We start from the raw sequence: 22,378 nt of genomic DNA, 5'->3' as shown, positions 1-22,378 counted from the left end.
GGAACAGGACATGCGCGCAGCAGGACAACCCATCCGTTCTATCCTGATCGTCGGCGGCGGGACCGCCGGCTGGATGGCGGCCGCCCTGCTCGAGCGGCTGTTCGATCGCCAGCCCGTCGCGATCACTCTGCTGGAAAGCCCGGACATCCGCACCGTCGGCGTCGGCGAAGCAACGGTGCCGGCGATCCGTGACTACTTCCGCGCGATCGGCGTGAGCGAGGCGGAGGTGCTGCGTGAGGCAAAGGGCACGGCAAAGCTCGGCATTGAATTCCGCGACTGGGCACGCCCGGGCGAAAGCTTCTTCCATCCCTTCGGGCTGTACGGGATCGCGTCGCGCGGCATCGGCTTTCATCATTACTGGCTGAAGCGCCGCGCCGCCGGCGACGCCACTCCGATCGCCGACTATTGCCTGGCTACCCAGATGGCGCTTCGGGGGCTGATCATGCCGCCGGCCGAAAATCCGCCCAACGACCTCGGCATCTTCGACTGGGCGGTGCATTTCGATGCGGGGCTGTTCGCCCGATTCCTCGCCCGTATTGCCACGGCGCGTGGCGTGCGCCACGTCGAGGGCACTGTCGCGAGCGTCCAGCAGGACGGCGAGAGCGGCTTCCTAACCGGCGTGACGCTGCAGGACGGCAGCCGGATGGAAGCGGACTTGTTCCTCGACTGTACCGGCTTTCGCGGTCTGCTGCTCGGCGGCACATTGGCGGTGCCCTATGTCGACTGGAGCCATCTGCTGCCGTGCGACCGGGCGGTGGCGATGCCCTGTGCGCATGGGGATGGTTTCACGCCCTATACGCGCAGCACTGCGCTCGCGGCGGGTTGGCAATGGCGCATCCCGCTCCAGCACCGCGTTGGCAACGGCTATGTCTATGCCAGCGCGCACCTCTCCGACGACGAGGCCCAGGCGGTGCTGCGCGGGCGGCTGGAAGGGGAGCCGCTGGCGGAGCCGAACTTCCTGCGGTTCACGACGGGCCACCGGGCGCGGGTCTGGGAGAAGAATGTCGTCGCACTCGGCCTCTCTGCGGGCTTTCTCGAGCCGCTGGAATCGACCAGCCTCACGCTGATCCAGTCGGGGGTGGAGCGGCTGGGCAACCTGATGCCCGACCGTGGCTTCGCGCCCGAACTGGCGGACGAGTTCAACCGCATCACCGCGCTCGAATATGCCCGGATTCGCGATTTTTTGCAGCTGCATTACTGGGCGAACGGGCGCAACGGCGAGCCGCTGTGGGATGCATGCCGCGCGACGCCGCTGCCGGACGAGCTCGCGCACAAGGTGCGGATGTTCCGCAGCCGCGGCGTGTTCGCCAGGTACGAGTGGGAATCCTTCCGCGATCCAAGCTGGCTGTCCATGTATGCGGGGTTCGACCTGCTGCCGCAGCGCTACGATCCGCTTGCGGATCATTTCACGGACGGTGAGCTGGAAGGTGCGTTCGCGCGGATGCGGGAGGCGCTCGGGCGGGCGCTGGCGCTGGCGGAGCCGCATCGAAACTATCTCGAACGCATCGGCGCGATCGCGTAAGGCGGGCGTCCGCTCCAAGCGGGAAATGGAGAAAGTCTTGATTTCCTTAGCGTTGATCCCGTTCGCTCTGACTGCACTCTTGCCTGCTCCGATCGCACCCGCTGCGCCGGTGGCGCTGCAGTCTGCGGCCGGGCCGAGCTTTCCCTGCGCATCGGCCACGACGGCGATGGAGAAGGCGATCTGCGCCGATCCGACGCTGGCCGCGCAGGACCGCGCGATGGCGCAGCTCTTCGCGATCGCGAAGCAGGGCGCCTTCGGCAGCGGCGCCTCCAACCAGCTGGCCGCGCAGCGCACCGCCTTGCAGGGCATGCGCGCCTGTGCCGCCCCGCGCGCGACGGAGCCGCTCGCCGCCTGCCTCAAGGACAGCTATGCCGTCCGCAATCAGGAGCTGGCGATCGCGTCGCTCCTGGCCGCGCCGGCAACGGCGCTCCCGGTGCTGCGCGCGAGCGATCCGGCTTTCGCGCCGATCCTGGAGGCGGTGCAGCTCTGGTCGGAGGCACCGGCGGATGCGAACTGGTCCGCCCCGGAACGTGCGCGAAGCCGTGCCCGGATCGCGGCGCTGCTGAAGCCCTACCTTACCGCCTTGCAGACCAACGCGGACCAGTCGTTCGGAAATTCCATCCTGTCCGATCCGGGGAGCGACGGCATCGCGGTGCGAACAACCGACGACCTGTTCCGTTCGGAACGACACTTCGCGGCCTTTCTCAACGTGCTGGGCCCCTATCTCGACGAGCCGAAGCTGGTCGGGATGCCGCGCGACCTGCCCTGTGCGGCAATCGTCCGGCACCCCAAGCTGCTGGCCGCCACGGGGCCGGTGTTCGGATCGACGATGGACAATTTCGTCTTCCGCAATGATTGCAGCGACAGCCTGCCGCCGCTGCCGTCGCTCGACGCGCTGGTCAAGAAGCTCAACGCCCATTGGCCGGAATGCGAAGGCACGATCCGCTTCGCCATCTATAGCGCCTTCAACAGTGACGTGGATCGCGCCCGCCTGGGCTCGGCCCCCGCAGCGAAGGCCAAGCCGCTGCCGACCCGCAAGGGCGTCACCGCGGCAGACGCGATGGCGGCGGAACGCGAACTCGCCGCTTATTACGTCGCCAATCTCCATGCCTCGCCGGCAGCCGCGGCGACGATGGCACGCAATGCGCTCCTGCCGATCCTTGGAGGTGCGCATGCCTGTGATTGAACGGCCGAGGGCATGGTAAAAGACGCCGGGCGTACAGAAGCGTTCGACAATACGCGGCAGCCTGCGTAGGCCCGCCGCGTGTTCGCCCTTCGTCGCCTTTTGCTGGAGCATCGCCTGCTGTGCGGCTGGCTGATCGCTGCCGCGCTGTTGATGAAGGCAGTGCTGCCGGCGGGCTTCATGCCGGTACATGCCGGCGGCACGCTCGTGCTGGGCTTCTGCTCTGGCTACGGCCCGAAGACGATCGCGGTGACCATTCCCGACCGCGAGGATCGCTCCAGTTCGGACGAGCATAGCTCCGGTAGCGCGATGCCCTGCGCCTTCGCGGGCCTGGCGATGCCGGGCGTGGCCGCGGTCGATCCGGCGCTGCTGGTACTGGCGATCGCCTTCGTGCTCGAGCGCGCGATCCGTATCGCTGCGGCGATCCCGACAATCGCCCGCATCTATCTGCGGCCGCCCCTGCGCGGACCGCCACGCCCCGCCTGATCCATTGTCCCCACTTCGTGCGTTCGTGCCCCCGGCGCAGACGCACACGGATCAGGAAGTATTCATGTCCAAGCTATTGTTTTCGGCGGCCACCGCGGCCGTTTTTTGCGCATCTGCCGCGTCCGCGCAGACCGATGGTGCCGCGCGCCGTGCCGAACTGCTCCGCCAGCGCGCCGCGATCGACGCGGAACTCGCCACGCTCGATAGCGCCGCGCCGCCTCCTCGGCCCGCACGGCCGGCGGCAGTGTCGGCGGATGCGGGCCAGGAAATCCTCGTCACCGGAAAGGCGCTGTCGCTGACCACACGCGTCAGCGGGCAGACGGTCACCACGGTGGATGCCGCGCTGTTTCGCAATACCCCTGCCACGACGATTGCCGACATCGTTCGCCTCTCCCCGGGTGTCGCGGTCACGCAGGGCAACGGGCCGCGCGACGTGAGCGTGTCGGTGCGGGGTTCCAATGCCCGCAATGGCTTCGGCGCGCGCAACCTGCAGGTGTTCGAGGACGATTTTCCGGTCACCCAGCCCGATGGGCTCGCTCGTTTCGACCTGACGGACCCGCATGCCTATGGCGCGGTGGACGTGGTGCGCGGGCCTTCCTCGGCCCGCTACGGCAATTATGCATTGGGCGGCGCGATTAACTTCCGCACGCGCTCGGGGCGGGAGATTGACGGCGTGGAGGCGGGGTTCGACGTCGGCGGCGACGGCTTTGCCAATCTCTACGCCACGATCGGGCAAGGCAATGCGGATCGCGACGTCGCCGTGTTCGGCAGCTATGTTCGCGGTGACGGGGCAACTGGACATACCGGCTACGAGACGGGCACGCTCAATGCGCTGGCGCGGTTCGAGCTCGGCAGCCGTGACCGCGTTGCAGTGAAGCTGATCTACAATGAAGGCGAGTTCCGCCTTTCCACGCGGCTCTCGTACAACCAGTATCTCGCCAACCCCTACCAGCAGGGCTGCCGGACGGCGGCGGGCGCGGCGCCGGGGTGCGGGACCATTTCGGTGCTGGTCAACGGCGTCAACGGCACGCGGATCGCGCAGACGGCCGGCGAGGGAGATCTTGCCCGCAACGACCGCCGGACCATCGTCGGCACGCGCTACGAACATGATCTGGGCCCGAACACGACCTGGCGCACCCAGGCGACCTTCGACAGCCGCGTCGTCAATCAGCCTACCAGTGCAACGCCGTTCAAGGGCACGCTGGACAGCTACAATCTCACCTCGGATGTCACGCATCACGGCCGGATCGCCGGCATGGCGGCCACCAGTTTCCTTGGGATTTTCTACAATTACCTCGACAACCAGAGTTTCAGCTTCAACAAGACGCCGGCAGGTCGCAACGGCTTCGGCGCGCTGACGCAGACGGTATTCGGCGACGTGCGCAACCTGGGGGTGCGGGCCCGGGAAGAGCTGCAGCTAACCGGTCGCCTGCAGCTGATCGGCGGCATCGGCGCCGAGCGCTCGATCCTGGACATGCGCCAGACCGCTTATACCTATCCTGTGGGGGGCGATCCCGTCCTCAGCCTGATCCCGGCCAATCGCCATTTCACCAATGTCGCGCCCGAAGCCGCCCTGTTCTGGCAGGCGATGGACGCGGTGCGGCTGCACGCGCGCGTGGGCACCGGCTATGGCATCCCGCAGGCAGGCAACCTGTTTGTCACCGCCGCCGGCGTGGCGGGCAACAATGCCAGCCTGAAAGCGCAGCGCAACACCGGGGTCGATCTTGGCGCGGAAGTCGCGCTCGGCAGCACCTTCAAGGCCGAACTGACCGGCTATACCGAGTGGTTCAGCAACGAGCTGGTCAGCCAGTCGGCGGGGGTGAACCTGCTCGCCTATACCTCGAACGTGCCGCATTCGGTGCATCGTGGCATCGAGCTGGGGATGCATTGGCAGCCGCTGCCCGGCGTCAAGCTGGATGCGAGCTACAGCTACAACGACCAATATTACACCGACTTCCAGGAGCGGCTGACGGTCGGGGCGGTGTCGCGCGTGCTCGATCGGAATGGCAAGGCGATCCCCGGCGTGATCCCGCATTTCGTGAACGTGCGCGCGGGCTATGACCAGCCGGCCGGCCCGCTGCGCGGCCTCGGCGGCTTTGCCGAGCTTTCGCACCGCGACCGCTTCTTCGTCGACAACAGCAACCTGCTCGCGATGCCCGCGGCAACGCTGGTGAACCTGAACCTGCATTATGATCCGCCGCGGGGCAGCGGGCCGCTGTCGCGCCTCAGCTTCTATGCCGCGGTGCAGAACCTGTTCGACGTCACCTATGTCGGGTCCGCTTCGGTCATCGCGAACAGTCTTGCCGGAACGGGGGTGGAGAACCCGGTGTCGGTGCTCGCCAACACCACCGGCGCGGTCTACGCCGGACAGCCGCGCACGGTCTATGCCGGCGTCAAGGCGCGGTTCTGAAGGGGGAGGGGACGATGCAGCACGCCCATCATCGCCGCTGGCCCGGCACCGCAACCATATGGCGCTGGCATTTCTACGCCGGCCTGTTCTGCATACCGTTCGTGCTGTGGCTGGCGATCACCGGCTCGATCTATCTGTTCCGCCCGCAGGTGGAGGCGCTGATCGATGCGCCCTATGCCAATTTGCCCGTAGCGGGCCCGCGCGCTTCGGCGGCGGACCAGGCGGCGGCGGCGGTTCGGGCGGTACCGGGATCGGTACTCCACCGCTATCAGATGCCGGCAACCGACCGGGAAGCGGTGCAGATCATCGTCGGCAAGGGCGCGCAGGAGACCCGCGTCTACGTCCACCCCGAGACGCTGGCCGTGCTCAAGGCCGTGGATGAGGACCAGCGCCTGATGCGGGTGATCTTCCGCCTGCACGGCGAGCTGCTGGCGGGCACGCCCGGATCCTATCTGGTGGAGCTGGCCGCTTCCTGGACGATCGTGATGCTGCTGTCCGGCCTGTTCCTCTGGTGGCCGCGGCGCGGCGGCCTGGCTGGCGTGGTCTATCCGCGGCTGCATGCCGGGGGCCGGCGTTTCTGGCGGGACCTGCACGCCGTCACCGGCTTCTGGATATCGGCCTTCGCCCTGTTCCTGCTCGTCTCGGGCCTCCCCTGGGCGAAGAGCTGGGGCGGCTATCTGAAGGCGGTACGCGGGGTGGTGGAGGGTCATCCGGTCCAGCAGGACTGGACCACCGGCCGCGCCGACGAACTGCGCCAGCGCGCCGCCGCCGATGCGGGCACGCGGGCGATGATGGGAGAGCATGCCGAGCATCACGGCATGGCGATGGCGCATCCGGCGGTTTCCACCGTGCCGCTCGACCGCATTCTCGCGACGCTGGGGCCCTTGCGGCTGGCGACGCCGGTGCTGGTGTCGCCGCCCACCGGCCCGGGCCAGCCCTGGACGGCCAAGTCGGACGCGGCCAACCGGCCGCTTCGGACCGACCTGACGCTCGACGGGGAAACCGGCCGGCTGCTGTCGCGCAAGGACTTCGCCCAACGGCGGCTGGTGGACCGGGTGGTCGGCTACGGCGTCGCAATCCACGAGGGGCAGGCATTCGGCTGGCTCAACCAGCTGCTCAACCTGCTGACCGCGCTGGGGTTGATCCTGCTGGCGGTGAGCAGCGTGGTGCTGTGGTGGCGACGAAGGCCGGAGGGCGTGCTGGGGGCGCCGCGAGCGGACATGCCGCAGCCCGCCGCACTGGCATTTTTCGCCCTGGTGATCGCGCTCGGGCTGTTGCTGCCGCTGATGGGGATCAGCCTGCTGCTGGTGCTGGCGGTGGAGCGGCTGGTGCTGGTGCACCTGCCGGGCGCACGGCGCTGGCTGGGGCTGCGGCCGCGGGCCATGGTGGAGATGGCGCGGGATCTTCCATGATGCCCCATGGGCGCATTGCTTGAACAAGGGGAACAACCGAAGCGCTCAAGGAACCTTTGCCTCCCCGGACGGGTATGGCTAGGGGCCGCACGGTCAGGCGGCTGGAGCGGGCGTGAACCGGAGCGAAGACGACACCGACGGCGATGCGCGCTCGCGCCATGCACGCGCGCGGGCCAGGCGACGGCGTCGCCTGGCCGTGGCGTTGCTCGCGCTGGTGTCGGCAACGGTTGCCACGGCATGGCTGCAGCGGCGAACCATTGCGCACGGCTTTGTCGACCGCGAACTTGCCCGGCGCGGCGTGCCGGCCCGCTACACGATCGAGCAGCTATCCCCCTGGCGGCAGCGGCTGACCAACGTCGCCATCGGCGACCCGCGCAACCCGGACCTTACCGCCGACTGGATCGAGCTGCGCACCGCGCTCAGCCCGTGGCGCGCCGAGGTGCTGGTGGTGAAGGCGGGCAGGGTGCGCGCGAAGGGGCGGCTGGTCGACGGCAGCCTGTCGCTGGGATCCCTCGACCGGCTGATGCCGCCGCCTTCCGGCAAGCCCTTTTCCCTGCCACGGCTCAGCGTGGACGTGGCCGACGCGCAGCTGCGGCTGGATAGCGGCGCGGGCCTCGTCTTCCTCGGCATGCGCGGCAAGGGACTGCTGACCAACGGGTTCGAGGGCACTCTGTCGGCAGCGTCCGCCAAGCTGCAAGTCGGCAGCTGCGCGCTGCGCGGCGTGCGCAGCGACCTCCAGGTCCGCATCCGCCGCGGAGCACCGAGCCTGACCGGGCCCTTGTCCGCGCAGCTTCTGGCATGCGCCGACACGCGCGCCGTGCAGCCGCGCGGGGACCTGCAGGTCACGCTCGATGCGGCGTTCCAGGCGTGGCAGGGTTCGGCGGACCTTGCGTGGGCGTCCCTCACTTCCGCCTATGGCAGCATGGACGGTGCTGCGGGACGCGTGGACTTCGCGGGAGACCGGACGCGGACGGCGGGGACGCTCGACCTGCGCGGTGCTGCCGTTGCGAGCGGGGCTGCCACGGCGGGCTCCGCGACGATATCGGGCAGGTACACGATCGGCGAGGCGACGGCTTTCGACGGCACCATCGCCGTGCGGGACGCGGCGGTGGGTCGACCGTTGCTCCAGCGTCTGGGCGGCTACCGGACGCTGGGGCTGGGCACGCCGATCGCGCCGCTCGCCGCGAAGCTGGTCACGGCGGCCGAGGCGGCGGGGCGGCGCTTCGACGGCTCGGCCGCAATCGGCGTCGCGACGCGCTGGGGCGGAGCGACGGTCCGCGTGCAGCGCCTGGATCTCGCCGCGCGCTCCGGCGGGCACCTGCGGTTCGGTGGGCAAGGGGGGGCGGTGCTGGACCTGCCGGATGGCGCCCTCGCCCTGGCGGGCAGCCTTTCGCTGGGCGGGGGCGGCTTGCCCGACCTCACGCTCGACCTTTTGCGCCGGCCCGGCAGCGACCAGCTGCAGGGAACCGGCACGCTGCGTCCCTATGCGGCCGATGGCGCACGGCTCGCGCTCGCGGATCTCTACTTCCGGGTGCGCGGGCGATCAGGTGCCGCGAACACGGTGGCGACGCTGTCCGGCCGGTTGGGCGGGGGACGGGTGGAGGATCTGACGATGCCGCTGTTGGCGCAGTGGAACGGCGGCGACCTCCTGGTGAACCCCGGCTGCGAAACCCTCGGCTTCGCGCGGATCGCGGCGTCCGGCATGGTGCTGCGCGGCCACCGTCAGCGTCTCTGCCCGGTGGGGCCGGCGATGCTCGCCTGGCGCGGCCAGCGCCTCTCGGGCGGCATTCAAACATCCCGGATGACGCTGGCCGGCAGCGTGGGGAGCAATCCGCTGCAGCTTGCGGCGGACGCGGCGCGGGTCGATCTGGCGCGGCGCGCCTTTGCGCTCGATAGCGTTGCGGTCCGCATGGGCGCGGATCGCCCGACACGGCTGGACATCGGGCAGCTGCAGGGCGCGTTCGCAGCAACGCCGGGCGGCAGCTTCCAGGGCCTGGGCGGGCAGATCGGCGCGGTGCCGTTGCTACTGTCGCAGGGCAAGGGCAGCTGGCACCTGTCCGAAGGGGGCCTTGCGCTGCTCGGCAGTTTCCGGCTCGCCGATGCCGAGGCGACGCCCCGCTTCGAGCCGCTGGTTGCGCCGAACGGGCAGCTGCGGCTCTCGGGCAACCGGATCGAGGCGCAGGCGACGCTGCTCGGCACCAAGCGGCCGTTGGAGGTCGCGAAGGTGTCGATCACGCATGATCTGGGTGCGGGCGCGGGGCAGGCGCTGCTCGATGTACCCGGACTCCGCTTCCAGCTGAACGGATTGCAGCCCACCGACCTGACCCCACTGACGCTGGGCGTGATCGCCGACGTCGATGGCCTCGTTTCCGGCACCGGCAGGATCGCCTGGTCGGGAGAGGCGGTGACCAGCACGGGCCGGTTCACCGCGACCAATGTGGCATTGGCGGCAGCATTCGGTCCGGTGCAGGGGCTTACCACGCAGCTGGATTTCAGCGACCTGCTTGCGGCACGGACTGCGCCCGGGCAAGTCGCGCGCGTTGCGGAGATCAACCCTGGCGTGCCGGTGCGCGACGGGGTTTTCCAGTACCAGCTGCTCGACAGCCGCAGGGTGCAGGTGGAAGGCGCGCGCTGGCCCTTCGCGGGCGGCGAACTCGTCCTCGACCCCACGACGCTCGACTTCAACGAGGCCGGAGAGCGCCGCATGACCTTCCATGTGAAGGGAGTCGACGCCGCCTTGTTCCTGAAGGAAATGGCGTTCGACAATCTGGACGCCACCGGCACGTTCGACGGCACCCTGCCGATGATCTTCGATGCGAAGGGCGGCAGGATCGAGGGCGGCGAGCTTCGGGCTCGGGCGGGGGGCCACATCGCCTATGTCGGCGAGGTTTCGCGCGAGAATCTGGGAACTTGGGGCAACATGGCGTTCCAGGCGCTCAAGTCGCTCGACTATCGCAACCTCGCGATCCGGATGAATGGTCCGCTGGCCGGCGAGATGATCACCGACATCAGCTTTTCGGGTCTTAGCCAAGGGCAGGGCACCACGTCGAACTTCCTGATACGCCGCCTGGCGCGGCTGCCGCTGGTGTTCAACGTACGGATCAACGCGCCCTTCCGGCAGCTGCTGGACTCGGTGCAATCCTGGTACGATCCGCGCCGCCTGATCGAGCGCAACCTGCCGGCGTTGATCGAGGAGCAGAAACGTGCAGAGGAAGCGGGCAAGGCAACCGTTCAGCCCGCCGAAAGCACTCCTCGTCCATGAAAGGCATGTCTATGAGCTTGGAAGCATGAAGCAAGGTTCGACATTTCGGCTGGGTGCCTGCGGGATCGCGCCGCTGGCGCTGCTGGGCGGCTGCGTGACGGTGAACGCGCCGGACAAGCCGATCGTCATCAACCTCAATATTTCGATCACCCAGGAAGTGGTCTATCGCCTCGACAACAAGGCGAAGGCCATCATCCAGGACAATCCGGGGATTTTCTGATGCGACAGTTGCTTTCCACCTTCGGCATGGCGGCTGCGATCGCGGCCGGCGTGATCGCACCGGCCTTCGCCCAGCGTGACCCGGCCTATCAGGCCGCCCGGCAGCAGGGACTCGTCGGCGAGCAGCCGGACGGCTATCTCGGCATCGTCGGTTCGGCGACGCCGGAGCTGCGGGCGATCGTCAACAACATCAACATCCAGCGCAAGCGCCAGTACACGGAGCAGGGGGCGGCCAGCTCGACGGTGGAGCAGATGGCATTCGTCACCGGCTGCAACCTGATCCTGCGCACCGCGCCGGGCGAGAAATATCGTGCGCCCGACGGTCGCTGGCTGACCCGCGGTAGCGACGCGCCGGTTCGCGATCCGCGCTGCCTGTAATCCGCCGCGGCGCACGGGCCTTGGATCAGCGGCCCAGCCGCGCCGCCAGCCAGCGGGCGGCGGCATCCGGGCTCTGCTTGTCGGTGTCGCGGTCGACCCGGTAATTGGCCTCGCGCATCCGTTCGACGGGAATGGCGCCGATCAGCGGGCGGAGCGCGGCCTGGAGGCGCTGGTCGTTCGCCCGCCCCGGCGCAAGCAGCAGCACCGCGTCATAGCCGGGGATTGCACCCTTGGGGTCCTTTAGCACCGCCAGGCCCTGCGCGGCGATCCGCCCATCGGAGGAGAAGGCGGGGATCACATCGGCAGTGCCGCTGGTCAGCGCACGGTACATGAAGGTTGGCTGATAGGGGTGCGCCTCGGCGAAGCGCAGGCCGTAGGCGCGCTGCACCGCCTTCCACTCCGAGCGTTCGAGAAACTCGATATCGGTCGCGAGCTTGAGCGAGGGCGCCACCCGCGCCAGGTCCGCGATCGTCGCGATGCCGCGGCGCCGGGCATCGTCGCCGCGCATCACGAAGGCATAGGCATTCTCGAAGCCCAGGGCGCCGAGCAGCGTCACGTTGTTCGTGCGCTTGGCCCAGTCCGCGACACCGCGCACGATCGCGGCGCGTGGCGGCACATCGCTGCGGTGCATCTGGTTGGTCCAGATCGTGCCCGAATAGTCGACATAGACGTCGATCGCATCGCTCGCCAGCGCACCATAGGCGACGCCCGAGCCCAGGCCCTCGCGGTAGCGCACGGTATAGCCCGCCGCCTCCAGTCGGGCGCCGATCAGCCGGGCGAGAATATATTGCTCGGAGAAGCCCTTGGCGCCGATCGTGACAACTCCGCGCGTGCCGGGTAGCGCCGGTGCAAGCGCCGTCAGCGCGGCGGCGGCGAGCAGGCCTAGGCTCAGCCATACCAGCACCCGCCGGCGACGGGCGATCCCCCATTCCGCCAGCCCCAGCAGCGCATCGACTGCCAGCGCCAGCGCGGCGGCGGCGATGCAGCCCGCCAGCACCAGCGCCCAGTTCTGCGTCTGGAGCCCGGCGAAGATCAGGTCGCCCAGGCTCGGCTGGCCCACCGTCGTGGAAAGCGTCGCCGCGCCGATCGTCCAGACGGCGGCGGTGCGGATGCCCGCCATCACCATCGGCGCCACCAGCGGCGCCTCGACCAGCCGCAGCTTCTGCCACCGGGTCATGCCGACGCCGTCGGCCGCTTCCCGCACCGCCGGGTCCAGCGTCACAAGCCCGGTCACTGCGTTGCGCAGGATCGGCAGCAGCGCGTAGAGCGTGAGCGCGAGGAGCGACGGCAAGAAGCCCAGCGCCGGAATGCCCCCGCCGACCAGCGCGGAGAGCGACAGCAGCAGCGGGTAGAAGAGCGCCAGCAGCGCCAGGCTGGGGATGGTCTGGATCAGGCTCGCCAGCCCCAGCGCAGCGCGAGCGACGCCGCGGTGGCGGGCGGAGAACACCGCCAGCGGCAGGCTGATCGCGATCCCCAGCAGCAGGGCGGCGAAGGCGAGCAGTAGATGCTGCGCCAGCAGTTCGGGCACGCGGGCAAAGGCAGCGTTCATCGGGCCAGCGCCGCCAGCCGTTCGGCCTGCTCGCGCGGCACGGCGACAAGCGCATCGGCGGCCGCGCCGCCCTTGCCCGCCAGCAGGTCGCGCGGGGAGGCATCGCCCACCAGCCGGCCTGCGTCCATCACCAGGATGCGATCGGCGAGGAGCAGCGCCTCGGCCATGTCGTGCGTGACCAGGATGGTGGTGAGGTCCATCGCCTCGTGCAGCGCGCGGATCGCCTTGCCCAGCGCGTCGCGGGTCACCGGATCGAGTGCGCCGAAGGGTTCGTCCATCAGCAGCAGCTTCGGCGCGGTTGCCAGTGCACGGGCGACGCCCACCCGCTGGCGCTGCCCGCCCGAAAGGGCATCGGGCATGCGCGCGGCCACCGCCTCGGGCAGATCGACCAGCCGTAGCAATTCGGCGACGCGCCCCGATCGGTCGCGCTCACCGGCCAGCTTCAGGCCGATCGCGACATTCTCCCCCCCGGTCAGATGCGGGAACAGCCCGACATTCTGGAAGACATAGCCGATGCGCCGACGGAGCAGGTGGGGCGGCTGGGCGTCCACGGGCTTGCCGTCGATCGTCACCCGGCCTTCGCTAGGCTCGATCAGCCGGTTGACCATCTTGAGCAGGGTGGACTTGCCCGAACCCGAGGCGCCGACCAGCGCCACGAAGCTGCCGCCGTCGATCTCCAGCGAAACGCCGTCCACCGCCCGAACGCCCTTGGGATAGGATTTCCCCACGCCCTCAAAGGCGACGCTGCGCAACGGATCCGGCATCGAACGGGGTTGTGCGCAATGTCGCGGCAAAGGTCAAAGCGCGCCGCCGTTGCGCCCGATCAGGCAAGCGTGCGGCGATAGAAGTCGAGCGTCAGCTGCATTGCCTGGAGGAACAGCGCGGGATCGTAGCGTGGGCCCTCGTCGCGGAGGAAGGCGTGCTGGGCGTTGAACTCGTGCCATGCATAGGCGGCGCCGACTTCCTCGAGGCGGGCGCGGATTGCCTCGCGGCCGCCAAAGGGAATGTGCGGGTCCTGCCGGCCCCAGACGAGCAGCAGCTTCGCCTTCAGTTCGGCCATGCGCGCCAGACTGTCGTCGCTGCGGCCTTCGCCGAGCGTACCCGAATGGATGTCGGTCGGGTAGAAGCAGGCGGCTGCCGAAACTCGCGGATCGAGGGCGGCGCGATAGGCAAGGTGGCCGCCCAGGCACACGCCGAACGTGCCGAGCTTGCCCGTGCAGGCGGGATGCTCGGCCAGTGCGGTCAGTGCGGCGGCGGCGTCCGCATCGAAGGCGGCAACCGGCTTGGTGAACTTCAGCGCATTGCCGCGATCCGTGCCGGCGGGGTCATATGCGAGCACCGTGCCAGCCGGCTCATATTCATGATAGACTTCGGGCACCGCGACGAGCAGCCCGTTGCCCGCGAGCATCGCCGCCAGCCGCCGGATCGGCGCGGTGACCTGATAGATCTCGGAGAAGAGCAGCACGCCGGGGAAGCGGCCTTCCACTGCCGGGCGGAACAGATGCATCCGCATCGCGCCGGTGCCGGGCACGTCGACATCCATCGTCTCGTCGCTGCGGATGATCATGGTCGATTTCCTTCTGCCGCTATGGTGCTCGCGGCTTTAGCGCCGATCGTGTGGCAGGGAAGGGGCGCTATCCACAGATTCGTCGGCACCCCCGCTGGACAGCCCGGCACTCGCCCGAATAGCGGCAGGCGCATGCCAGTTGTTGCTACCATCATGAATTCGAACACCGGCGAACCCATTCAGAAGATGACGTTCGGCCGCATGCCCAAGCCCTGGGCTTCCTTCACCCTCTCCAATGGCGAGCTGGTCCAGGCCAGCCGCGTCGACATCGGCAAGCCCGCGCCCGGCAAGGTTGTGGTGCCGGTCCATGTTTGGGTCAGCCCGAAGAAGACCGAGCGGCAGGACGACTAGCGCTCGGCCGTCCTAGAGCCAGCCGCCCTTGAACCCAGCGCGCTGCAGCCCGCGACGGATATGCGGGTTGCGGCGCATCACGTTCCATACCAGCCCGCTGCGCAGATTCTCGATCATCACCAGGATCGGTCCCTGATCGATGCCGAGATGATCGCCATCGACCCAGCCGATTCCGGGCACGATTTTGCCGTGCTTCAGCGGGGCGGCCGCGCGGGTCAGCGTGGGGTTGAAGCTGTCGAGGAACCCGTATCGGCCATAGATGCCCCGTCCATAGCGCGCGTGCATGGCCGTGATCGCCCGACCCGCCAGTTCGGGCTCAAAGGCAATGGAGGCTGCCGCAGCCGTCGGCGCCAGCGTGCCGTCGTCGCGATCATCAGGCCCACGTGCCGAATAGCTGAAGAATTGGCGCTCGCGCCCGCCGATGCGCTGCCGGAAGTCTCCCGGGCCGTCGCACGCGGTCAGGCCCCAGACATCCTCCCCATAGCCCGCCCAGCCGCCGGGGTTGGCGATGGCATAGGCGCGCTGCGCCCGCACCGCGCGTCGGCTGTTCTCGAAATAATCGATGTCCCTGGCCGCCATGTAGCGATCGCGAATGCCGCGGAAATCGATCCAGCAATGGCTGTACTGGTGGATGAACAAGGGCGCGAAATGGAGGTGCGGCTCGCCCCATGTGTCGCTCCACTGCGCGTCGAAGCGCGCGGTCCAGGCGTCCCAGGTCTCGGGCGCCAGCGGGTGGCTGGGAGATCCCAGCGCGAGCACGTAGAGCAGCAGCCCTTCGTTGTAGATGTTCCAGTCCGACGGGATGAAGCCGCTTTCGGGGTGCCAGCCCATCGAGACGAAGGGCGGGCGCGGCGTGATCCAGGTCCAGTCGACTGCGGCGTAGAGCTGGTCCGCCAGGCTGCGGATCTCCGCTTCCTGCGGATCGTCGGCATCGAACCAGCTTTGCGCGAACAGCACCCCGCCCAGCAGCAGCGCGGTATCGATCGTCGACAGTTCGGCGCGCGCGAAGCGGCGGCCCTTGGTGACGCCGAGGAAGTGGTAGAAGAAGCCCTTGTAGCCGCTGGCGTCGCTCTGCCCGTCGCCCTGCGGCGCGGTGGCGAAGAAGCGCAGCGTCGCGAGGGTGCGCGTGCGCGCCTGCTCGCGGGTGATCCAGCCGTTGGTCACGCCGATCGGATAGGCGGTGAGCGCGAAGCCGACCGCGGCGATCGAGGCGAAGGAAGGCGTCGGCCAGCGGTCGGGCGCGAGGCCGGTCGCGGGATCGGTGGTATCCCAGAAATAGCGGAAGGTGCGTTCCTGCAGGTCGCGGATCAGCGGGTCCGTGCCCGGCGCAGCGCTCACGCCACCGATGCGCGCGCCGGGGGTGGTGCACGCGCCGGCGAGGCCCGCCAGCGCCACCGCGCCGGAGCCGAGCAGTTGCCTGCGATCGATCATGATGAAGTCCTGAACAAAAAGCAGGGGCGGGGCAGTGACGCGCCCCGCCCCCGAGGGGGGATCAGAAGGAGTAGCCGACCGACAGCTTCACCGTGCGCGGCGGGTTGCCGCCCACATCGTAGCTGCTCCGCGCGCCCCAGTTGGTGGAGGCCGGGTCGTTGTTGAAGGTGATGTAGTTATAGTCGTTGAACACGTTCAGCACGTCGACGCGGAAGCGCAGGCGGGTCTGATCGCTGATGAAGTGGATCGGCAGATACTTGGTAAGCGCCATGTCGAGCTGGCGCCGGCCCCAGCCACCGCCCGAACCATCGGTTTCGCGGCCGACGACAACGTTCTGGAACGGGTTGGACTGGTTCAGCAGCGCCTTTTGATAGGCGGCCGATTCTACCTGGAACTTGGAGGAGAGCGAGAAGCCCAGCGGCAGATCGACGCTGCCGGCCATCACCAGCCGGTGCCGCGGCACCCTCGACGAACGCAGCATCGGATAATCTGCGAGCGAGGGGAAATCGAGCAGATAGGTGTCGCCGAGCTGGTTCTCGCTCGCTTCGGTATAGGTGTAGGTGGCGTCCAGGCTCCACGGCGAGGCCTGGGTGTAGCTCTTGGTGACCTTGAAATAAACCGAGTCCGCATTGGTCTTCAGCCCGTTGGTGCCGAGGATGATGCTGCGATAGCCGGGGGGCGAGAAGCCGAACGGCGGCGCCGGCGTGTCGGTCGCGTTCGCTGGATCGTTGAAGAAGAAGCTGCCGTCCGGTCGGCGATTGCCGAGCAGGAAGGCGAAGCCGTTCTTGCTGGCGATGTGGCTGTAGCCGAGCTCGAGCCCGATCTGCTGGAAGCGGCCGCGGATACCGAGGCTGAACTGGTCCGAATAGGGAACCTTCAGGTCGTTCTTGAGAAAGCGGAACTCGCGTCCGCCCCCGACGGCGCCGGTAAGCAGCTGCTGACGGCCTTCGGGCGTCAAGTAGATCGGGTTCCAGGTGACGCAGGTGGTCGCGTCCGCGCCCTGGCAAGCGTTGTTCGGGTTTGAGTCCGCGCCGATGAAGTTGAAGTTGCGGACGGCGTAGGCGCTCTGGTTCACTTCCTGCTGGAGGAAGTCGAACTGGTTGCGATCATAGGAGCGACCATAGCCGCCGAACACCGCGAAGCGGCCCGCTTCGTCGATACGATAGGTGAAGCCCAGGCGCGGCTGGAAGGCACCGGTGAAGGTCTTGCGATTGCGGCCGTTCGAGATGAAGTCGTTGATGTTGTAGTCGGCGTTGACCAGGTTCGGATAATTGGTGGGCGAGACCGCCGTCAGGTTCTCCTGGGTCGTCACGAAGTTCACGAACGCGGGCGTGCGCTCATAATCCCAGCGCAGGCCGAGGTTCAGCGTGAGGTGGGAGGTGACGTCCCAATCGTCCTGCGCATAGACGCCGAACTGGAAGTTGCTCGAACGAATGTCGACCGGGCTGGTGCCGGTAGGCACGCCGAAATCGAGCCGATAGGGAATCTGGTCGTTGAAGCCGGTGGGGCTGAACGCGTTGATGTCATAGGTGAACTGCGGGTTGGCGCGGTTCTGCTCGAGCGAGCGCAGGCGAATGAAGCTGGCCTTGGTCCCGACCTTGATGGTGTGGCCGTCAAAGCCTGTCCAGGTGAAGTCGTCCTGCAGCGTCCAGCCCTTCTGGCCCTTGTCCTGCTGGCTGCCGCCGCCGCCGAAGCGCAGCAGATCGGTGCGGGTGAAGTTCCCGTTGTTCACCGTCGATGCCTGGAAGAAGAAGGCGTTGCCGCTGGATTCCGGGGTCGGCGCCCATCTGGTGTCCTGGTAGGAGACGCGGGCGTCATTGATCCAATTGTCTTCGCTATGCTGCCAGCGGAGCATGAAGCGTTTCTCTTCGACCTTGTTCAGCGTCGCGGTGCTTGACGCGCTGATGCCGGTCTGGATCTGCGAGCCCGATTCCTTGCGATACTTGCCGGTGAGTTCCACCAGGTCCTTGTCGGTCGGCTCAATATCGATCTTGCCGAAATAAAGGTCCTCGTTGAAGCGCTGCGAGAAGCTGCCGAAATACTGCTGGTACTGCGACGGAAACACGCTCGGAGAGACGCCGTTTTCCGGCCGAACGTCATAGGGGCTGTCGATCCGCTTGCCTTCGTACGTCACGAAGAAATGCGCGCGATCCTGAATGATCGGACCGCCCAGTGCGACGCCGAACTGCTTGTTGTTCGAGTTCACCTTGTCCCGCTCGAAGGGATAGATCTCGGTCGGACGGCGCGCGCGCAGATCCTGATTCGTGAAGTCGACGAACGCTTCGCCGTGGAACTCGTTCGTGCCCGATTTGGTGGCGGCGGTGATCGCCACCGAGCTGACCTGGTCGAACTCGGCCTTGTAGTTGGACGAGAGCACCTGATACTCACCGATCGCGAGCTGCGGGAACGGGTTGCCCGCCGAGCTGTCCTGGCCCGTGATGCCGTTCTTGAGGACGTAGTCCTTCTGGCTCACACCGTCGATGAACACGTTGACGGAATTGCTGGCCTGCGCGCCGCCCTGGATGCGCGACTCGCCATTGGCGCCCTCGATGAAGCGCACGCCCGGCGCGAGGTCGGCGAAGGCAAGGAAGTTGCGGTTGTTCTGCGGCAGCTGCTCGATCAGCCGCTGGGTGATGTTGATGCCGATCTGGCCGCCATCCAGCGAGCGAATGCGGTTGCCGGTCACGACGATCTCGTCGCCACCTGTGGCAGCGGTATCGCCGCTCTCCGGCGTCACACCGGCATCGGCGGACGGGGTGGCGGTCGTCGTCGAAAGGTCGAGATCCAGGCCGGCGTTCTGGCCGACGCGCAGCGTGAACGCATCCGAATTGCGAACGCCGTTCTGCAGCTTGATCTCCAGGCGATAGGTGCCCGGGCGCAGCGACGCGAAATTGTAGCTGCCGTCCGCGCCGACGGTCGCGCTGCGGCGGATGCCGGTCGACACTTCAATCGCGGTCACTTCGGTGACCGGGTTGTTCGCGGGCGCGGTGATGGTGCCGCGCAGCGAAGCCTGGCCCACCTGGGCCATGGCAGGGGCAGGGGCGAGCAGGGCGCCACTGCCCAGCACGGTCATCGTCAGCAATGCGGTACGCAATACTAGCTTGTTCATGGTTACTCTCTATCTCCCCGGCGGATCGGGTTTTCTGTTGTTATTATCGTGGGTTGGCGGGTTGATTCCCGCGCGATGACGATCGGCGCGCGCCATTCGAGCGTGTCGTCGGCGGCGCCGTCGATCAGTCCGGCGAGGCGCACCACGGCGCGCGCGCCGAATTCGGCGATGTCGATGCTGGCGGTTGTGAGCGCCGGCGAAATGAGGCGGGTGAGCGGGATGTTGTCGAACCCCGCCACTGCGACCTGATCGGGGACGACGACGCCGGCGCGCTTCAACGCCATCAGCGCACCGACTGCCATCATGTCGTTGGCCGCGAAGACCGCATCGAAGTCGGCGCCTTCGGAGTGAAGCGTCGCGATCGCGGCGGTACCGGAGTCCTCGTTGAAGTCGCCCTGCAGCACGCGCAGCTCCAGGCCCAGCCGTGCGCAGGCATCTCGGGTGCCGCGCAGACGCTCGCGTGCGTCGATATTTTCGTACGGGCCGGCAATATGGACGATCCGCCGGCAGCCTCCCGCTGCCAGGTGCTCGACCACCGCCACCGCTCCGCCAACGTTGTCTACGCGCAGCTCGGGGCGTACGCCTTCGTGCGGGGCGCAGTTGACCAGCACCGAGGGCATTGCATTCGGCAGGTGCGCGAACAGCTCGTCCGAGGTGATCTGCGGCGCCATCACCACCAGCCCGTCCACCCGGCCGCGCATCGCGTGCAGCGCGGTGACGCCACGATCGGCTTCACCATGCATCACCATCAGCAGCAGGTGCAGGCCCAGCTCGGACGCCTGACGGTCCATGCCGCGCAGCAGTTCGGAGAAGAATTCGCCGTGCAGATCGGGGACGACCACGCCGATCGTCGACGAGCGGGCGAGGCTGAGATTCCGGGCACCGGCGTGGGGGACATAGCCGAGTCGTGCCGCCACGTCGCGAATATGATCGCGCAGCTCGGGCCGGATGTTGGTGGCGCCGTTCAGCGCCCGCGAAACCGACGCGACGGACACCGACGCTTCCCGCGCGACATCACGGATCGTTGCGTTCGGCATGGCGTGGTTTCGTCCCCTCCTTCGTCACGGTTGCAGCCGCTCGTTTTGTTGCTGGCTGCCTGAACCTCTTGATGTAACCGGTTACATCAAGCAATAGCGGGTTGCAAGTTTGATGATGCGGCGGCCTGTACGCGGTCGGTGCCAAGGGAGGAAACGCGTGAAGGACGGCCAAATTTCGAGGCGTGCGGTATTGATCGGGGCGAGCGCCGCGGCGGCATGGGCGGCGAGCCCGGCGCGGGCGATGCTGCTCCAAGCGGGAACGCGAAAGCTGCCTGCGGCGGTTGAGTCGCTGCTCGCCAAGATGACGGTCGAGGAGAAGGCGGGCCAGCTCACCCTGATGGCAGCGGCCTGGTCGGGCGGGGCAGCGGTAACGCTCAATCCCGCGGGTGCTTCCTCAAACTTCGAAGGGCAGCTGGCGGAGGTCCGTGCAGGCCGCCTGACGGGCGTGTTCAACGGCAACGGCGCGGCCATGGCCAAGCGGATGCAGACCGTCGCAGTGCGCGAATCGCGTCTCAAGATCCCGCTGCTGTTCGCCGCCGACGTGATCCACGGCTTCCGTACCGTGTTCCCGGTCCCGATGGGCGAGGCCGCGAGCTTCGACCCGGAACTTGCCGAGCGTACGGCCCGTGTCGCCGCTGTAGAGGCGGCGGCGTCCGGTATCGACTGGACCTTCGCGCCAATGGTTGACGTCGCCCGTGACGCGCGCTGGGGTCGCGGCGTGGAGGGTTCCGGCGAGGACGTGCTGCTCGGCAAGCTGATGGCCGCCGCGCGCGTTCGCGGCTTTCAGGGGGCGAAAGGCCTGAAGGCGGCCGATGCCGTAGCCGCCTGCGCCAAGCATTTCGCAGCCTATGGTGCGGTGGAGGCGGGGCTTGACTATAACACCGTCGACATCTCCGAGCGCACGCTCCGCGAAATCTACTTCCCGCCCTTCCAGTCGGCACTTGCAGCCGGTGCGCCGACCGTGATGGCCTCGTTCAACGAGCTTTCCGGCATCCCGGCGACCGCCAACGCATGGCTGCTGACGGAGGTGCTGCGCCGCGAATGGGGGTTCGAGGGCGTCGTCGTCTCCGACTATACCGCTGACGAGGAACTGATCGCCCATGGCTTCGCCGCTGATGCGCGCGAGGCGACCAGGCTGGCCTTCCTGGCGGGCGTCGACATGAGCATGCAGAGCGGCTTCTACCTGCGCCACCTGCCGGATCTGGTCGCGAAGGGCGAAGTGCCGGTGGCCCGACTGGACGAGGCCGTGCGGCGGGTGCTGGCACTGAAGGTGCAACTGGGGCTATTCGACGACCCGTTCCGGCGCATCGATCCCGCACGGGAGAAGGCGCGGGTCCGCACCCGCGAGCATCTGGCGCTTGCCCGCGAGGCGGGATCGCGTTCGATCGTCATGCTGAAGAACGAGGGGCAGCTGTTGCCGCTGCCGCGTTCGGGCAAGAAGATCGCGCTGATCGGCCCGTTCGCGAGCGGCCTGCACGATCAGATCGGGCCGTGGAACGTCTATGGCACCGACGCCGAAGCTGTGGATCTGGCGACCGGCGTCAAGGCGCTGGTCCAGGATCCGGCGCTGGTGTCCGTCACCGAGGGCGCGGGTCTTGAGGGGCCGGTTCCTGGCGGGATCGAGGCGGCGGTGGCGGCCGCGCGCGCGGCGGACGTGGTGGTGCTGGCGATCGGCGAGCACGCCCGCATGTCGGGCGAGGCGCAGTCGCGGTCCGCCATCGTCGCGCCGCCTGCGCAGATGGCGCTGGCGGAAGCCGTTGCCGCAACGGGCAAGCCGATCGTGGTGCTCCTTCGCACCGGCCGCGCGCTGGCGCTGGAAGGCGCGGTGCTGAAGGCGTCGGCGATCCTCGTCACCTGGTTCCTCGGCTCGCAGGACGGTCCCGCCATCGCCAACGTGCTGTTCGGCGCCGTCGGTCCGTCCGCGCGGCTGCCGGTCTCGTTTCCGCAAGCAACCGGACAGGCACCCTATCATTACGACCACAAGCCCACCGGTCGCCCCAATCCGGCCGGGCCGCTCCAGGAATACAAGACGCACTATCGCGAGTTTCCGAACCAGGCGCTGTTCCCGTTCGGCCACGGCCTGACCTACGGCGAGATCGTCTATGGCGACCTGGATCTGGGCGGGGGCAAGCTCAACGCCGATGGCACGCTTACCGTCTCGGCGGCGATCGCCAACAACGGCAGGCACGCCGCGGAGGAAGTGGTGCAGCTCTACATCCGCGACGTCGCGGCGAGCGTCACCCGCCCGGTGCGCGAGCTGAAGGCGTTCCGTCGCGTGGCGCTCAAGCCCGGCGAGCGGAAGCGCGTGACCTTCACGCTCACCCGCGCGGACCTGCTGTTCGTCGGCCAGGCGCTCAAGCCTGTCGTGGAGCCCGGGCGCTTCCAACTGTGGATCGCACCGTCCGCCGAAGCGGAGGGCGTGTCTGGCAGTTTCGAGCTGATCTGACGGCTAATGCAAAACG

Annotated in this window: 16 protein-coding genes; 10 read left to right on the top strand and 6 right to left on the bottom strand. The window is 68.0% G+C overall.

What is annotated here, in order from left to right; all coding sequences use genetic code 11:
- The first annotated feature begins 10 nt into the window (after positions 1–10).
- From V7E00_RS09185 to V7E00_RS09150, 8 genes are all read left to right on the top strand, one after another.
- Complete coding sequence (locus tag V7E00_RS09185) at positions 11–1,522, top strand: tryptophan halogenase family protein (protein ID WP_333572310.1); 1,512 nt, start codon at positions 11–13, stop codon at positions 1,520–1,522.
- 52 nt (positions 1,523–1,574) lie between these two features.
- A complete protein-coding gene (locus tag V7E00_RS09180) occupies positions 1,575–2,708 on the top strand; it encodes a lysozyme inhibitor LprI family protein (protein WP_333572309.1) in 1,134 nt (377 codons plus the stop codon).
- A gap of 78 nt (positions 2,709–2,786) precedes the next feature.
- Positions 2,787–3,191, top strand: a complete 405-nt coding sequence (locus V7E00_RS09175; protein WP_333572308.1) for a DUF2946 family protein — start codon at positions 2,787–2,789, stop codon at positions 3,189–3,191.
- Between the two features lie 64 nt (positions 3,192–3,255).
- Positions 3,256–5,601, top strand: coding sequence for a TonB-dependent receptor family protein (locus V7E00_RS09170; protein WP_333572307.1), 2,346 nt, complete (start codon positions 3,256–3,258; stop codon positions 5,599–5,601).
- A gap of 14 nt (positions 5,602–5,615) precedes the next feature.
- Positions 5,616–7,013: a PepSY-associated TM helix domain-containing protein gene (locus V7E00_RS09165; RefSeq protein WP_333572306.1), complete on the top strand. Its 1,398-nt coding sequence runs from the start codon at positions 5,616–5,618 to the stop codon at positions 7,011–7,013.
- 112 nt (positions 7,014–7,125) lie between these two features.
- Positions 7,126–10,275, top strand: a complete 3,150-nt coding sequence (locus tag V7E00_RS09160; protein ID WP_333572305.1) for a YdbH domain-containing protein — start codon at positions 7,126–7,128, stop codon at positions 10,273–10,275.
- A gap of 25 nt (positions 10,276–10,300) precedes the next feature.
- Positions 10,301–10,495 carry a YnbE family lipoprotein gene (locus tag V7E00_RS09155; RefSeq protein WP_333572304.1) on the top strand — a complete coding sequence of 65 codons (195 nt, stop codon included), beginning with the start codon at positions 10,301–10,303 and terminating at the stop codon, positions 10,493–10,495.
- Positions 10,495–10,872 carry a YdbL family protein gene (locus V7E00_RS09150; RefSeq protein WP_333572303.1) on the top strand — a complete coding sequence of 126 codons (378 nt, stop codon included), beginning with the start codon at positions 10,495–10,497 and terminating at the stop codon, positions 10,870–10,872. The genes V7E00_RS09155 and V7E00_RS09150 overlap by 1 nt, the downstream gene beginning before the upstream one ends.
- Positions 10,873–10,897: 25 nt before the next feature.
- Here V7E00_RS09150 and V7E00_RS09145 read toward each other — a convergent pair whose 3' ends face one another.
- The 3 genes from V7E00_RS09145 to V7E00_RS09135 are packed head-to-tail and all read right to left on the bottom strand — an operon-like array spanning position 10,898 to position 13,988.
- The gene (locus V7E00_RS09145) at positions 10,898–12,421 is read right to left on the bottom strand and encodes an ABC transporter permease/substrate-binding protein (protein ID WP_333572302.1); all 1,524 of its coding nucleotides are present in this window, start codon (positions 12,419–12,421) and stop codon (positions 10,898–10,900) included.
- Positions 12,418–13,185 carry an ATP-binding cassette domain-containing protein gene (locus V7E00_RS09140; RefSeq protein ID WP_333572301.1) on the bottom strand — a complete coding sequence of 256 codons (768 nt, stop codon included), beginning with the start codon at positions 13,183–13,185 and terminating at the stop codon, positions 12,418–12,420. The genes V7E00_RS09145 and V7E00_RS09140 overlap by 4 nt, the downstream gene beginning before the upstream one ends.
- A 59-nt stretch (positions 13,186–13,244) precedes the next feature.
- A complete protein-coding gene (locus V7E00_RS09135; RefSeq protein ID WP_333572300.1) occupies positions 13,245–13,988 on the bottom strand; it encodes a dienelactone hydrolase family protein in 744 nt (247 codons plus the stop codon).
- Between the two features lie 132 nt (positions 13,989–14,120).
- Between V7E00_RS09135 and V7E00_RS09130 the strand changes: the two genes are divergently transcribed.
- Entirely contained in the window at positions 14,121–14,339 is a 219-nt protein-coding gene (locus tag V7E00_RS09130) for a hypothetical protein (protein ID WP_083836026.1), read from the top strand.
- A 12-nt stretch (positions 14,340–14,351) separates the two neighbouring features.
- On the opposite strand, the gene V7E00_RS09125 is transcribed toward V7E00_RS09130, so the two are convergent.
- The 3 genes from V7E00_RS09125 to V7E00_RS09115 all read right to left on the bottom strand — a co-directional run bounded on the left by V7E00_RS09125 (position 14,352) and on the right by V7E00_RS09115 (position 19,916).
- Complete coding sequence (locus V7E00_RS09125; protein WP_333572299.1) at positions 14,352–15,770, bottom strand: glucoamylase family protein; 1,419 nt, start codon at positions 15,768–15,770, stop codon at positions 14,352–14,354.
- 61 nt (positions 15,771–15,831) lie between these two features.
- Complete coding sequence (locus V7E00_RS09120; protein WP_333572298.1) at positions 15,832–18,879, bottom strand: TonB-dependent receptor; 3,048 nt, start codon at positions 18,877–18,879, stop codon at positions 15,832–15,834.
- 2 nt (positions 18,880–18,881) lie between these two features.
- Entirely contained in the window at positions 18,882–19,916 is a 1,035-nt protein-coding gene (locus V7E00_RS09115; protein ID WP_333572297.1) for a LacI family DNA-binding transcriptional regulator, read from the bottom strand.
- A 115-nt stretch (positions 19,917–20,031) separates the two neighbouring features.
- Between V7E00_RS09115 and bglX the strand changes: the two genes are divergently transcribed.
- The gene (bglX, locus tag V7E00_RS09110; protein WP_443019179.1) at positions 20,032–22,362 is read left to right on the top strand and encodes a beta-glucosidase BglX; all 2,331 of its coding nucleotides are present in this window, start codon (positions 20,032–20,034) and stop codon (positions 22,360–22,362) included.
- The last annotated feature ends 16 nt before the right edge of the window (positions 22,363–22,378 follow it).

This window comes from Sphingomonas sp. (assembly GCF_036731925.1).
Lineage (GTDB): Bacteria > Pseudomonadota > Alphaproteobacteria > Sphingomonadales > Sphingomonadaceae > Sphingomonas.
Note: the sequence above shows the minus strand (reverse complement) of the source record. Positions and strands in the feature narration are given on the sequence as shown.